This window comes from Saccharothrix obliqua (genome assembly GCF_019375475.1).
Classification (GTDB): Bacteria; Actinomycetota; Actinomycetes; order Mycobacteriales; family Pseudonocardiaceae; genus Actinosynnema; species Actinosynnema obliqua.
The window spans coordinates 16229-29800 of sequence record NZ_JAHXGQ010000015.1 but is presented as its reverse complement, the minus strand read 5'-3'; the positions used below and the strand labels follow the sequence as shown (position 1 = coordinate 29800).

Annotated in this window: 11 protein-coding genes; 4 read left to right on the top strand and 7 right to left on the bottom strand. The window is 72.8% G+C overall.

The window, feature by feature from the left end; translation table 11 throughout:
• Nucleotides 1-25: 25 nt before the first annotated feature.
• From KZQ38_RS37360 to KZQ38_RS32550, 3 genes are all read right to left on the bottom strand, one after another.
• On the bottom strand, nt 26-2689 hold the full coding sequence (locus KZQ38_RS37360) for a tetratricopeptide repeat protein (protein WP_219447846.1): 2664 nt from the start codon (nt 2687-2689) through the stop codon (nt 26-28).
• Between the two features lie 560 nt (nt 2690-3249).
• Nucleotides 3250-4368, bottom strand: coding sequence for a chromate efflux transporter (gene chrA / locus KZQ38_RS32555; RefSeq protein WP_219447844.1), 1119 nt, complete (start codon nt 4366-4368; stop codon nt 3250-3252).
• A complete protein-coding gene (locus KZQ38_RS32550; protein ID WP_219447842.1) occupies nt 4365-5018 on the bottom strand; it encodes an arsenate reductase/protein-tyrosine-phosphatase family protein in 654 nt (217 codons plus the stop codon). Before KZQ38_RS32550 ends, chrA begins: the two co-directional genes overlap by 4 nt.
• Before the next feature lie 263 nt (nt 5019-5281).
• Here KZQ38_RS32550 and KZQ38_RS32545 point away from each other — a divergent pair, with 263 nt between their 5' ends.
• Entirely contained in the window at nt 5282-6145 is an 864-nt protein-coding gene (locus KZQ38_RS32545; protein WP_219447840.1) for a hypothetical protein, read from the top strand.
• On the opposite strand, the gene KZQ38_RS32540 is transcribed toward KZQ38_RS32545, so the two are convergent.
• Nucleotides 6142-7704, bottom strand: a complete 1563-nt coding sequence (locus tag KZQ38_RS32540; RefSeq protein ID WP_219447838.1) for an MDR family MFS transporter — start codon at nt 7702-7704, stop codon at nt 6142-6144. The genes KZQ38_RS32545 and KZQ38_RS32540 overlap by 4 nt on opposite strands.
• Nucleotides 7701-8165, bottom strand: a complete 465-nt coding sequence (locus KZQ38_RS32535; RefSeq protein ID WP_219447835.1) for a MarR family winged helix-turn-helix transcriptional regulator — start codon at nt 8163-8165, stop codon at nt 7701-7703. The genes KZQ38_RS32540 and KZQ38_RS32535 overlap by 4 nt, the downstream gene beginning before the upstream one ends.
• A gap of 98 nt (nt 8166-8263) precedes the next feature.
• Between KZQ38_RS32535 and KZQ38_RS32530 the strand changes: the two genes are divergently transcribed.
• The 3 genes from KZQ38_RS32530 (at nt 8264) to KZQ38_RS32520 (ending at nt 11007) form a co-directional block, all read left to right on the top strand.
• Nucleotides 8264-8815 carry a TetR/AcrR family transcriptional regulator gene (locus KZQ38_RS32530; protein WP_257902797.1) on the top strand — a complete coding sequence of 184 codons (552 nt, stop codon included), beginning with the start codon at nt 8264-8266 and terminating at the stop codon, nt 8813-8815.
• 111 nt (nt 8816-8926) lie between these two features.
• Nucleotides 8927-9445: a hypothetical protein gene (locus tag KZQ38_RS32525; protein ID WP_219447824.1), complete on the top strand. Its 519-nt coding sequence runs from the start codon at nt 8927-8929 to the stop codon at nt 9443-9445.
• 299 nt (nt 9446-9744) lie between these two features.
• Nucleotides 9745-11007: a cytochrome P450 gene (locus KZQ38_RS32520; protein WP_219447822.1), complete on the top strand. Its 1263-nt coding sequence runs from the start codon at nt 9745-9747 to the stop codon at nt 11005-11007.
• Nucleotides 11008-11271: 264 nt separating this feature from the next.
• Here the strand turns inward: KZQ38_RS32520 and KZQ38_RS32515 are convergent, their stop codons facing one another.
• The gene (locus KZQ38_RS32515) at nt 11272-11862 is read right to left on the bottom strand and encodes a TetR/AcrR family transcriptional regulator (RefSeq protein ID WP_219447820.1); all 591 of its coding nucleotides are present in this window, start codon (nt 11860-11862) and stop codon (nt 11272-11274) included.
• Between the two features lie 152 nt (nt 11863-12014).
• Nucleotides 12015-13571, bottom strand: a complete 1557-nt coding sequence (locus KZQ38_RS32510; RefSeq protein WP_219447818.1) for an MDR family MFS transporter — start codon at nt 13569-13571, stop codon at nt 12015-12017.
• Between the last annotated feature and the right edge of the window lies 1 nt (nt 13572).

The following is a 13572-nucleotide window of genomic DNA, read 5'->3' as shown; positions in this document are numbered from 1 at the left end:
TCCTCGGGAGGCCGCAATTGTACGGTTACTCGCCGATCACGGGTTTCGCCGCGCGACCGGCGACGCCGAAGATCTCGCCGTCCGACTCGGCACGTGCCGGTGCCGCCTTGCGCGCGCCGAAGGGGTGCTGCGTCAGCCGCCGCAGGTTGACCTCCACCAGACCGGTGTCCAGCCGGCGGTCGCGCGGCAGGTCCGCCGCCGCGCGGTAGTGCTGGAGCGCCGCCGCGGTGTACCCGGCCTCCTCGTAGGCGCGCCCCAGGTTGTTGTGGAACGGGACCAGCACCGCCGACCCGCCGTGTGCCACGCGGGCCAGGTTGAGGGTCCGCTCGAACCGCTCCACCGCCCTCGGCACGTCACCCGACGCCAGCACCACGCGCGCCACGTCGTCCTCCGACGTCAGCGTGGGCAACGCGGTGGGCCCGAACCGGTGGCGGCGCGCTTCCAGCGTCACCTCGTACAGCCGCGCGGCCTCCGCCAGGTCGCCCGCCGTCTCGTGGGCCAGCGCCAGGTCGTCGCGCAGCTCGTCCACCGCGGGCGGCGGACCGGGGTCGGCCTCGCGGCACGCCAGGTTGTGCCGGGCCAGCCCGACCGCCTCGGTCGCCCGACCCACCCGGAGGTAGGCGCGGACCAGGTCGGCCCGCATCCGGACCACGTCCTCGCCACCCGTGTGCGTCCACAACGCGGGTTCGCGTTCCAGCGCGCCGATCAACGCCCGGGTCTGCGCGCTCACCCAGCCCTCGTTGGCCAGCCTCAGGGACGCGCCGAGCAGGCGTGGCGGGCGCGTGGCGGGCAGCCGCGCGGGACCGGCCGGCTCGGCGGGCTCCGGCGGCCGGTAGCCGCGGGCGTGGCGGACCAGGATCGCGACCGGGTGACTGGGCTCCAGGTTCTCCTCCGCGACCCGCAGCGCGAGGTCGTGCCAGTGCCGTGCCTCCTCCGGCCGCTGCGCGTAGTCGCACGCCGTCGCCAGCTCGTTCAGGTAGCCGGCGTGGGTGGCGGGCGGCAGGCGGTCGGGTTCGGCGACCACCCGCTCGTAGAGCGACACGGCGCGGGCGGGCATCCCGGCGTGCACGTAGGCCCACGCGAGGTCCCGCTCGAACCGCAGCACCTCGGGCGCGCGCCCGCCGAGCAGTTCCCGCGCCTGCCGCAGGGTGTCCTCGTACAACGACACGCCCAGCCCGGTGCGGCCCGCGTAGATGTGGATGCTCGCCAGGTCGTTCCACGCGCCCAGGCGACGCGGGTCGGGCGCGGGCAGCACGCGCTCCGCGTCGGCGGCGACCTCGTGCGCGGCGAGCGCGGCGCGGTGCAGGTCGGCGGTCTGGATGAGCTGGCGCACCGACCACGTCCGCAGCTCCACCAACGCGCCGAACAGCTCGGCCGAGTCCACCCGGTCCGGCGGGCAGTGCTCCCACAGGGCGGCGACCTGGCGGATCAGGGCGTCCGACTCGCGTCGCCGCGACTGCGCCTCCGATTCGGACAGCAGCAGGAACGACAGCCGCTCCACGGCCGTCTCCACGATCGCGGCCAGCGTGCCGTCGCGGGCGCAGCGGTCGCGGATCACGCGTTGCACCAAGCGGTGCATGATGACGTTCTCGTCGTCCACGCTGAACGTCACGATCGACGCCGCGCTCAACCGCGCCAGCTCGGCGTCCACGGTCGCGGCGGGCACGCCGACGTGCAGCATCCGGCGCGGCACGCCGTCCGCCGAGAGCACCGCGAACAACCGCAGCAACCGCGCCGCCAGGCCGTCGCGGGTGAAGCCGACCTCGTCCAGCGACAGCAGGATCGCCTCGGCGGTGCCCCTCGGGTACGACTCGCCGGGCCGCCGCACCAGCAGCTCCTCCACCGGCGTGGCACGCAGCCGGGCCAGGTAGGTGCGGTAGTCGAGGCGCTCGGCGCGGATCACGGCGGCGGCCTGCGCGAGCGCCAGCGGCAGCCGGCCCAGCTCGGTGGCCACGTCGTCCGCGCCCGCCGGGTCGTCGTGGCGGGCCGCCGCGGCCAGGAAGTCCAGCGCCTCCTGCCGGTCGAACACGTCCAGCACCAGCAGCTCGCCCAGGTTGCCCATGGCCTGCCAGGTGCTGGTGATCACCACCTCGGTGCTGCCCGACGCCGGGATGTACGGGCCGATCGCGTCCGGGTCGGTGGCGTTGTCGAACACCAGCAACGCGGGCTCGGGCCGGTTCTCCAGCCACGACCGCACCCGCATCGCCGCGCTGCGCACGTCATCCTGCGGCGCGCGCACGCCCAGCCGCACCGACAGCTCCGCCAGGCCGGCCAGCACCAGGTCCGGTGTCTCCGCGCCGATCCACGCCACCACCGGCCACCCGGACCGGATGCGGTCACGGGCGTGGGCGGCGGCGAGCTGCGACTTGCCGACACCGCGCTGACCGGTCATCGCGCACACCACGACCACACCCGCACCACCCGCGAGGCGGCCCAGCTCGTGCCGGACGCCGTGCCGCGTCTGGTAGTCCGGCGGTTCACGGGGTATCTCGCCCACGACCACCTGCGGCCGGGGCCCGGCCGGCGCGCCGCCCGCGATCACGACGGACCCGATGCTCGCCGCCTGGAGGACCGGTCCGGCCGCGCCGCCGGTGACGCGGTTCGCGGTGGCCCGGCGGGCGAGCACGACCAGCACCACGACGAGGGCGACACCGACCGCGGTGAGCGCCACGAGTAATCCGGCCGTCACACCCACCACCTGTCGCAGAACCCGAAGTGGCGACGATGATAGCCACCCGGGCGACCATTTCCCGGGTGGCTCGCGAACCGGTGGTGAATCGTGCTCACCAATCCGCAGAAATCGGTTTTCGGCGGACTCCGCTCGGCACGCGACCGACCGGGAATCCGAAAGCAGCGCGGCACCGGCTCGGCCTCCGGCCCGCGGGCGGCAACGCCAACCCGATGTCCGCACACGGAATGCACCTCGGCACCCGGCCGACCGGGAACCCCGGAGCCGCGTGCGGCCGGGGACCGGTCACCTGCCCGGCCAACGCGTGGCCGGGCAGGCCGGTTGTCCCGCCCTGGTCGCGGTCCGGCCGCGGCGGGGGCGAGGGGGAAGTGGTTCGTGGCGCGCCGGTTCACCGCTGGGCGGCACCCGGCGCGGCGAGATCACCGCGGAGAACCGGCGCGGACCGGGATTTCCCGGTGCTGCCGGGAAAAGCGGCGCATGTCGCTCATCCCCGTTCCTCCGCTCGCTCGACCCGCACATCGTGGCCGGCCGGCCGATGCGCCGTCAACGCGTTTTCCCACCTACAGCACCGCGATCACCGCACCGGCCACACCGGACACCAACAACGCCGTCACCACACCACGCCGCAACACGAGCAACCACACCAAAGCCGCCGCCAGCAACGCGAACTGCCACGGCACGTGCAGCGACCACGCCAACGGCACCGCCGACCCGGCGATCGCGCCAACGGCCGCCGCGCCGGCACCGGTCAGGAAAGCCTGCGCGGTTTTGTTGCGCCGCAGCAGTTCCAGCCGCGACCCGCCGAAGATGACGAACGCGAAGGACGGTGCGAACGCGACCGCGGCGGCGAGCAGCCCGCCACCGAGACCGGCCGCCGCGTAACCGACGACGGCCACGGTCTGCACCACTGGTCCGGGCGTGATCTGCCCGAGCGCCACGGCGTTCAGGAACTGCGTGTCCGTCATCCACCCGTAGGTAAGCACGGCGTCCTCACGCATCATCGGGATGATCACGAACCCGCCGCCGTACGACAACGCCCCCACCTTGGCCGCCACCCACGCCACGGCGAGCAGGCCACCGCTCGCCGCGGGCAGCGCGAGCACGACGGGCCACGCCGTGCGCCGCCCGCTCGGCGCACGCAGGCCGACCTCCACCAACCCGGCCACGACGAGCACCAGCACCAGCCACGGCCCGGTCAACGCCGCCGCGACCGCGCCCGCCGCGAGGTAGGCGCACCACCGGACACGTGCCGCACCCGCCACCCGCCGCCAACTTCCTGGTATCAGGTCACGCGCCGCGTGCAACGCCACGGCCGGCACCGCCGCACCCGCACCCGCCGCCGCGCCGAGCACCCACGCGGGCGGGTCGTCGGCCAGGAACAACGCCGCCAGCAGCAGGATGAGCACCAGGCCCGGCACGATGAAGCAGAACCCGCCGACCACCGCGCCCGGCGCGCCGCGCAGCCGCCACGCGCACAGGATGGCGAGCTGGGTGGACGCCGGGCCGGGCAGCAGGTTGCACGCCGCGACGCCGTCCTCGAACTCCGCCTCGTCGAGCCACTTCCGCCGCGTCACGCACAGGTCGCGCAGCAACGCGATGTGCGTGGGCGGCCCGCCGAAGCCGACGCACCCGATCCGTCCCCACTCGCGGGCGATGACGCCCAGGCCGACCCGGTTCACGACGCGATCGCCGCCAGCCGGTCGACGCGTTCCGCCAGCAACGCCACCACGTCGTCGAACCCCTCCTCGGTACCGACCGGGTCGGGCACGGACCAGTGCAGCCCGGTCGGCCCCAGTTCCTCGTACGCCCGGTCGCACACGACCACCACCAGGTCGTCGGCCGCCACGACGTCGCGGACATGGGCGGTGCGGTCCCGGTCCAGCCGCAACCCGTGCCGTCGCGCGGCGTGGACGGCGTGCGGGCTCACGCGTGGTCCCGGGTGGGTGCCCGCGGAGGTCGCCGGGATCGCGCTGCGCCCGCGCCACAGGGCGGCGGCCAGCGGCGAGCGCGCGGCGTTGCGGGTGCAGACGAACACCACGCGTGGCGCGGTGACGGCCGCGGCGGGGCTCAGGTCGGTCAACGCGTCGGGCCGCAGGCGCACGTAGGCGCGACGGCGGTCGCCGTGCGACCGGGCGCGGGTGACCAGGCCGGCGGCACGCAGGACCTTCAGGTGGTGCGCGAGCAGGTTCGTGGTGAGGCCGAGCGCGGCGGACAGCTCGCCGGGCGACCGGTCGCCGAGCGCGAGCAGGTCCACGACCGCCAGCCGCGCCGGGTCGGCCAGCGCCTGGTGCCGCACCGCCCGCCGCCGCAGACTTGCCTCAACATCCATTGAGGTGATGGTGGCCGCCGGCCGGGTCCCGGTCAACCCGCGACCACCCGGCGGGACGGCGCGCACCCGAACAGCGGGTCATGGGACACCTGACCGAACGCCGCTCCGCCGACGATTTCCGATTCCGGACATCTTCCTTTTACGCGACAGTAGCGTGATTCACCTCACACACCGGATTGGTGCATTGTGGTGATTCCACACCGCCGTGCGTTCCGTACGTTCTCCCGGTCGAGTCCGGCCGCGCACAGGAGAACGGAGAGCCCGTGATCAAGCGGAAAGCGCGGGCCACCGCCGCATTCGTGCGCGCGGCGTGGTCCGCGGCCCCGGTCGCGAAGCGGTTGCACTGGCTGTTGCGCCTGGGTGTGGCGACCGAATTCATCGGCCACGGCTGGGCGGGGTGGCAGGGGCAGCGCGATTGGCTGCCGTACTACGCGTTGTTCGGCATCTCCCCGCACACGGCGACCGAACTGGTGATGTACGTCGTGGGCGCGTTGGACATCATCGTGGGCCTGTTCGCGCTCATACGCCCGATTCGCGCCGTACTGCTGTACGCGACGTTATGGGCGGTGTTCACCGCACTGCTCCGCCCGTTGGCCGGCGAGAGCTGGTGGGAGGTCGTGGAACGCGCCGGGAACTACGCCGCCCCGCTGGCCCTGCTGTTCCTGGTCGGGTTCGGCGGGCGCTCGGCACGTGCCTGGTTCACCACCGGCCGCCTGCCCACCCACCCGTCCGACCCGGGGTACTTCGGCGTCCACTGGGTGGCCCGGTTCGGCCTGGCGCTGCTGCTGATCGGTCACGGCGGGCTCGCCGCATTCGAGCAGGAGCCGTACTGGTACCGGTTCTTCGCATTCTTCGGCGCGGACAGCAACGCCGTCTACAGCGGGCACCTGATGTACGTCGTGGGCGGGTTCGAGGCGCTGCTCGGCCTGGCCGTGCTGATTCGCCCGGCCCGGCCGCTGCTGTGGTTCGCGCTCGCCTGGAAACTCGCCACCGAATCGCTCCGACCGCTGGTCGGCCAGGAATTCTCGGCGTTCGTCGGCCGCGGCGCCGACTTCGCGCTGCCCCTGGTCCTGCTGGTCGGCGCGGCGGCCTACGCCGCCGCGCGCGACTGGCGACCGGAGCGCTAGGCCCCGGTCTTCGCCTCGGGCCGGGCCGGCTCGGCGAGGTCCAGGCTGGAGCGCAGCGTCACCGGCTTGAGCAGCACCGCCGCGATCACGCCGACCACCGCGATGCACGCCGAGATCATGAAGATGTGCCCGGTCGAGTCGCCGTACGCGGCACGCACGACGTTCTGCACGACTTCCGGCAGCGCGTTGATGTTGAGGCTGCCGCTGCCGCCGCCGGTGGCCGGCACGCCCGCCGCGGCGAGCCCGCCGGCGATCCGCTCCTGGACGTCCCGCGCCAGCACCGCGCCGAGCACCGACACGCCGATGGTGCCGCCGAGCGAGCGGAAGAACGCGATGGTGGCGCTGGCCGCGCCGATGTCCTTGAGCGGCACCGTGTTCTGCACCGCCAGCACCAGGTTCTGCATGGTCATGCCGACGCCCGTGCCCACCAGCAGCATCGCGCCGCCGACCAGGACCAGCGAGGTCTCGTGGTCGATCAGGCCCAGCGCCGCGAAGCCCAGCACGAGGATGATCGTGCCCGCCACGATGTACGGCTTGACCCGCCCGCTGCGGGTGATCATCCGGCCGCTGATGATCGAGGCGCCCAGCACGCCCGCCATCATCGGGATGGTGAGCAGGCCCGCCTCGGTCGGCGTGTAGCCCCGTCCGATCTGGAAATACTGGCCGAGGAACACCGCGCCGCCGAACATCGCCATGCCGACCGCGACGCTCGCCAGGATCGCCAGCGCCGTGGTGTGCCGACGCACGATGTGCAGCGGCACGACGGGCTCGGCGGCCCGCGACTCGACCAGCACGGCCAGCGCGAGCAGCAGCACCGAGCCACCCACCATGGCGCCGCTCTGCCACGAGATCCACGCGAACGAGCCGTCCACGAAGGAGATCCAGACCAGCAGCAGCGACACGCCCGCCGCGATCAGGCCCGCGCCCAGGTAGTCGATCTTCACGTCGGTCCGCCGCGTGGACGGCACCCGCAGCGTCACCTGGAGCACGAACAACGCCACCAGCGCGACCGGGACGCCGATGAAGAAGCACCAGCGCCAGCCCAGCCAGGACGTGTCCACGATCAGGCCGCCCAGCAGCGGCCCGCCGACCGTCGCGACGGCCATCACCGCGCCCAGGTAGCCGTTGTAGCGCCCGCGCTCCCGTGGCGGGATCATCGCGGCGATCACCACCTGCACCAGCGCCTGGAGCCCGCCGACGCCGATGCCCTGGAACGCGCGGGCCGCGATGAGCTGGCCCGCGCTCTGCGCGAACCCGCTGATCACCGAACCGATCGCGAAGATCACGATGGCCACCTGGACCATCGTCTTCTTGTCGAACAGGTCGGCCAGCTTGCCCCAGATCGGCGTGCTGGCGGTGGCGGTCAGCAGGGTCGCCGTGACGACCCAGGTGTACTGGGTCTGCGACCCGTCGAGCGCGCCGATGATCTGCGGCAGCGCGGTGGACACCACGGTGCCGCTCAGCATCGCCACGAAGAGCACCAGCAGCAACCCGCTGAGTGCTTCGAGGATCTGCCGGTGGCTCATCGGCTCGGTGCCCGCGACCGGCGTGGCACTCATCGAACGGCCTCCAAGGTGGAGCCGAGGGCTCCTTCGACATCGGTGTTGAGCCGCAGCAGGAGCGAGGTGAGCACCTCGACGTCCCGCGGCTCCCAGTCCGCGAGCACCCGGTCCAGCAGGTCGTCGTACCACCGGCGGGCCTCGTCGAGCGCGGCGTGCCCGGCGGCGGTGACCGCCAGCACGCTGGCCCGCCCGTCCGCCGGGTCCGCCCGCCGCTCCACGAGGCCGTGGGCGACCAGCGCGGCGACCGCTCGGCTGACCGTCGAGGGGTCGAGCCCGGTGCGCCGCGCCAACTCCTTGGCGTGGCACCCGGACGTCCGCTCGATCAACGTCAGCGTCCCCACCAGGCCGGTCGGGACGGACGGGTAGCGGTCGGTGCGCAGTTGACGCACCAACCGGACGTTCTTCAGCAGGTCGCGCAGCCGCTCGATCAGCTCGTCGTGGCGCGGGCCGGTGTCCACGGTGACCCCTCCCCCGAATGCTTGCTTACTACAAGCATCTATCAAACTTTCCCATCGTGCAAGTTTGCCCAGTGGGCAAAGGTGTAATCTGGGTCTCGATGGACACCGGGCTGCGCGAGCGGAAGAAGACGGCCACCCGCATGGCCCTGCACGAGGCGGCGGTGCGACTGGCGCTGGAGCACGGGCCGGACCGGGTCACCGTGGAGTCCATCGCCGACGCGGCCGAGGTCTCCCGCCGCACGTTCTCGAACTACTTCGCGGGCAAGGAAGAAGCGATCTTCTACGGCGACCTGGTGCGCCTGCGCCGCCTGCTGGAGCTGGTGCGCGAGCAGCCGGGCGACGAGCCGCCACGCGCGGTCCTGACCACCGCGGCCGAGCGGTTGCTCGCCGAGAGCGACCGCCTGGACCCGGCGTGGGTGGCGCAACGCCGCCTGCTGCGCGGCCACCCCAGCCTGGCCGCCCACCAGGTCGCCGCCTACGCGGCGATGGAACGCGACCTGACCGCCGAACTGGCCGACCGGGGCCTGAGCGGGTTGCGGGCCCGCGTGCTGGCGGCGACGTTCCTCGCCGCCCTCCGCGCCGCCACCCAGCACTGGCTGGAGCACCCGGACCGCGGTTTGGCCGAATGGGTGGCCGAAGCCCTGGCTTGACCACGCACGCGTGGTGGAACGGCCCACCCGGTCGCGGTATTGGCACCCCGCCGGGGTGGAAACCGGTTCCCCGCGGTGCGCGATCGGCCCGCGCCGGCGACCATCGGCCGCATGTCTCGAACTCGACTGGCCGGTCTCGCGGTCGGCGCGGTGCTGCTGGCGGCGTTCGCCGCGCCGGGTGCCGGTGTCGCCCAACCGACGTCCGCGGACCGGTTGCCGTGCTCCACGCCGCCGTGCGCGGAGAGGTCGCCCACCGGGGCCGCCGCCACGTCCTCCCCCGAGATCCCCACCCCACCACCGACCGAGGCCAGGGGCGGCGAACCGCCGATCACCACCACCACGGTCCCGCCGACACCGCAGGCGCCCACGCCGGGCACGACTCCCCCACCCGTCACCACCACCACCACGATCACCACCACCGCGACCACTTCCGCAGCCGCACTCACGGGATCGGCCGAGGCCACACCGCCGAAGGGCGCCGGCGGCACCATCGCGGTGACGCCCCCGCCCAAGCCCGCCCCGCTCGCGCGCACGGGCGTGGACACCGGCGTGGTCGCCGCGCTGGGCGTCCTCCTGGTGGTCGCCGGCGTGGCGCTCCTCGGCCTGCTCGCCCGCCGTCGCCGTCGCTGAACCCACGACGAACGAACGGGGTCCGGTCGCGTTGGGCGACCGGACCCCGTCCACCCCGTTCCCCCCAGCCGGGGCCGGGTTCCGCCGGCACAGCACCGCGGAACCCGCCTGAGCGCGTGCCGCCCGCGCTCGGTGTCCATCGTGGACCGCGCACCCGGGACGACGACATCCCGAGAACCAGGGGTTGACTTCGGCAACCGCCGAAAAAAGTTGCACGACGTGCATGATTTGGTACCGTAGGTCATCCATCACCCTGAGCGATGACCTGGTCACCCACCGGGTCGGGAACGGGACCGCCGATGACCAGCCCCACAGCTTCCCGGGAACGCGGACCGAGCCAGGACCGATTGGGCCTGCGCCTGCCGCCCGAGTACAACGAGCGCGTGCCGGACCGCCCCTTCGACCCCTCCGCGCGTCAGGCCGAACTCGCCGCCCGGGGCCCGGTGCACCGGCTCGTCATGGGCGACGGCGACGAGGCGTGGCTCATCACCGGTCACGCGGAGGCCCGCGCGGTGCTCGCCGACCAGCGGCTCTCCGCGGACCGCTTCCGCAGCAAGCGCGTGCTCGACAAGCTCCCGCCGGAACTGCGGGAGCTGCTCACCGACCCGGCCATCCGCGCCGGGAACCTGCTCGGCTCCGACCCGCCGGACCACACGCGTTACCGCAAGCTGCTCACCGGCCAGTTCACCGTCCGCCGGATGAAGCAGCTCGCGCCACGCGTGCACGACATCGTCACCGGCCACCTGGACGCGATGACCGCGGCCGGTGACCGCGCCGACCTGGTGACCGCGTTCGCGCTGCCCGTGCCGTCGCTGGTCATCTGCGAGTTGCTGGGCGTGCCGTACGAGGACCGCGCCGAGTTCCAGGAGCGCACGGGCACGCTCGTGCAGCTCGACGTCGACGGCGCCGAGGTCGTCGAGGTGATCGACGGGTTGCGTGCCTTCATGCGCGACCTGGTCCGGGCCAAGCGCGAGGCGCCGGCGGACGACCTGCTGTCGGGCCTGATCGAGGCCGCGCCCGAGCTGACCGACGACGAGCTGGTCAACATCGCGAACCTGCTGCTCGTCGCGGGTCACGAGACGACCGCCAACATGCTCGCGCTGGGCACCTTCGCGTTGCTGGAGCACCCCGAGCAGCTGGCGAAGCTGCGTGCCGACCCGTCGCTGGTGGAGAACGCGGTCGAGGAGCTGCTGCGGTTCCTGTCGATCATCCACCTGGGTCCGATCCGCACCACCAAGGAGGAGATCACGGTCGCCGGCGTCACGATCCCCGCCGACACGACCGTCATCGTCTCGGTGCCGACCGCCAACCGCGACCCCCGCAACCTCGCCGACCCGGACGTGCTGGAGGTGACCCGGCCGCGCCCGTCGCACCTGGCGTTCGGCCACGGCATCCACCAGTGCCTGGGCCAGCAACTCGCCCGCGTGGAGCTGGCCGTCGCGTTCACCGAGTTGCTGCGCAGGCTGCCCGACCTGAGGCTGGACCTGCCACCGGAGGAGGTGCCGCTGCGCAGCGACATGCTCATCTACGGCGTGCACAGCCTGCCGGTGGCCTGGGGCTGAAGCCTGTTGTGGTGTGGTTCGACCTGCCGTGATCTCGGGTTGCGGTGCGCGGGCACGGGTTGACCGACGGTGGCAGGCGGCGAACCGACGGCGGACGCCTTCCCGCGCCGACGGGGCTCCCGAAGGCTGCCGCCGCCCGCGGAACTATCAGGCAGGCTTCCTGAAAATTAGGGCGCTGCCCGACCGCCGTCTTCCCCGCGTCGGCGGGGGCGGTCCGGGCCGCAGCTTCGGCTTCGGCTTCGGCTTCGGCTTCGAGGACGGCGCCTAGCGGGCGAACCCGGCGTCCAGCCGGTCGACCATGATGTCGATCAGGCCGGTCGGCGGTCGCCGGTCACCCGCGTCCAGCCACCACGCGACGACGACGCGCAACGTGGCCATCACGGCGGCGGCGCACATCAGGGGGTACAGGTCGGCGTCCGGGTCGACGCCGACCCGCCGCGCGATCGCCACCGCGAGCGCCTTCTCCTGCGCGTGGAACGCGGCCATCAGGTGCGGCAGCAGCGCCGGCGTCCGCCGCAGCACGCGCAGCTGCTCCAGCTTGGTCCGGTCCACGCGGTCGGGCAGCACCTCGCCGAGCGCCCGCCGCAACGCCTCCAGCACCGGTTCCTCGGGCGGGCGCTGCGCGAAGGCGCGCACGAACGCCTCGGCGGTGGCCACGTCACCCGCGACGACCGCCTCCTCCTTGGAGGAGAAGTAGTTGAAGAACGTCCGCAGCGACACGCCCGCGGCCCGCGCCACCTGCTCGACCGTCACCCCGTCCACGCCGTGCTCCACGCACAGGCGCAGCGCGGCGTCGGCGAGCGCGGCGCGGGTCGCCAGCTTCTTGCGCTCCCGCAGTCCGACAGGTCGGGTCACAGGGACAACTTAGACAACTTCCCGCCGGAAAGCGCCCTCCGCCGCGCCGGGGAGTGACGCTGAGTCGTCAAGTGCCGACTCCGTGACCTGCGGTGGACTACGGGCGGTGAACCGCCGGGACCGGGCACGCGGCCCGGTCCCGGCGGTCGGGCTCAGTGACCGCCGGACATCTCGGCGGCCAGGCGCTCGTCACCGCTGAGCGTCTTGAGCGGCTTCTCCTTGATGAACAGCACGGCCAGCAGCGCCAGCACGGCGATCGGCGCGCCGATCAGGAACAGCTCGGCCGTGGCGTCGGCGTAGATCGCCTGGATGATCCCCCGCGCCTGCTCCGGCAGGTCCGTCAGCTTCGGCACGGCGCCCGCCTCGCCCGAGGGCAGCGGGCCGAAGCTCTCGGTCATCTTCGACGTGACGCGGTTGGCCAGCACCGCGCCGAGCACGCTCACGCCGATCGCGCCGCCGAGCGAGCGGAAGAACGTGAGGGTCGACGTGGTCGCGCCCAGGTCCTTCGCCGGCACGTCGTTCTGCGCCACCAGCACCAGGTTCTGCATCAGCATGCCGACGCCGATGCCCAGCACGGCCATGTGCACCGACACCATGAACACGCTGGTGCTCGCGCTGATCGTGGCCAGCAACGCCATGCCGCCGACCATCACCACGCCGCCGGCCACCAGGAACGCCTTCCAGCGGCCCCACTTGGTGATCAACCCGCCGGCCACGGTGGACGACACCAGCAACCCGAAGATCAGCGGCAGGCTCATCAGACCCGCCTCGGTCGGCGTCTTGCCCAGCCCGATCTGGAAATACTGGGACAGGAAGACCGTGCCGCCGAACATCGCGACACCGACCAGGGCGCTGGCCGTGGTGGTGAGCGCGACGGTGCGGTTGGCGAAGATGGACAGCGGCACGATCGGGTCGACCGCCCGCGCCTCCACCCACACCGCGAGCGCCAGCAGCACCAGGCCGCCGACGACCATCAGCGCGGACCAGCCGGACACCCACTCGAACTGGTTGCCCGCGAGCGTCGTCCACACCAGCAGCGTCGACACACCCGCCACGATCAGCGCCGCGCCCAGGTAGTCGATCTTGACGTCCTTGCGCACCACCGGCAGCCGCAGCGTGCGCTGGAGCAGCAGGATCGCGGCGAGGGTGAACGGCACGCCGATGAAGAAGCACCAGCGCCAGCCCAACCAGGACGTGTCCACCATGACGCCGCCGATCAGCGGCCCGGCCACGGTGCCGACGCCGAACACGGCGCCGAACAGGCCGGCGTACTTGCCCATGTCGCGCGGCGGGATCATGGCCGCCATCACGATGGTCGCCAGCGCGGTCATGCCGCCCGCGCCGAGACCCTGCACGACGCGGCTCGCGATGAGCACCTCGACGTTCGGGGAGAACCCGGCGATCAGGGAGCCGACCACGAACATGCCCAGCGAGAGCTGGATCAGCAGCTTGCGGCTGTACAGGTCGGCGAGCTTGCCCCACAGCGGCACGGTGGCCGTCATCGCCAGCAGCTCGGTGGTGACCACCCAGGTGTAGACGGACTGCGACCCGTGCAGGTCCGCGATGATGCGCGGCAGCGCGTTGGACACGATCGTCGAGGCCAGGATGGCCATGAACATGCCCAGCATCAAGCCGGACATCGCTTGTACGACGTCCTTCTTCGCGGGCTCCGAAGTGGATTCGGCAGGCTCGCTCGTCTCGACGGACATC

Bases quoted from the DNA above. Each gene is read 5' to 3' on its own strand.
- KZQ38_RS32550 (WP_219447842.1), bottom strand. From the start codon at position 5,018: ATGGATGTTGAGGCAAGTCTGCGGCGGCGGGCGGTGCGGCACCAGGCG.
- KZQ38_RS32540 (WP_219447838.1), bottom strand. From the start codon at position 7,704: ATGAGTGCCACGCCGGTCGCGGGCACCGAGCCGATGAGCCACCGGCAG.
- KZQ38_RS32530 (WP_257902797.1), top strand. From the start codon at position 8,264: ATGGACACCGGGCTGCGCGAGCGGAAGAAGACGGCCACCCGCATGGCC.
- KZQ38_RS32525 (WP_219447824.1), top strand. From the start codon at position 8,927: ATGTCTCGAACTCGACTGGCCGGTCTCGCGGTCGGCGCGGTGCTGCTG.
- KZQ38_RS32520 (WP_219447822.1), top strand. From the start codon at position 9,745: ATGACCAGCCCCACAGCTTCCCGGGAACGCGGACCGAGCCAGGACCGA.
- KZQ38_RS32510 (WP_219447818.1), bottom strand. From the start codon at position 13,571: ATGTCCGTCGAGACGAGCGAGCCTGCCGAATCCACTTCGGAGCCCGCG.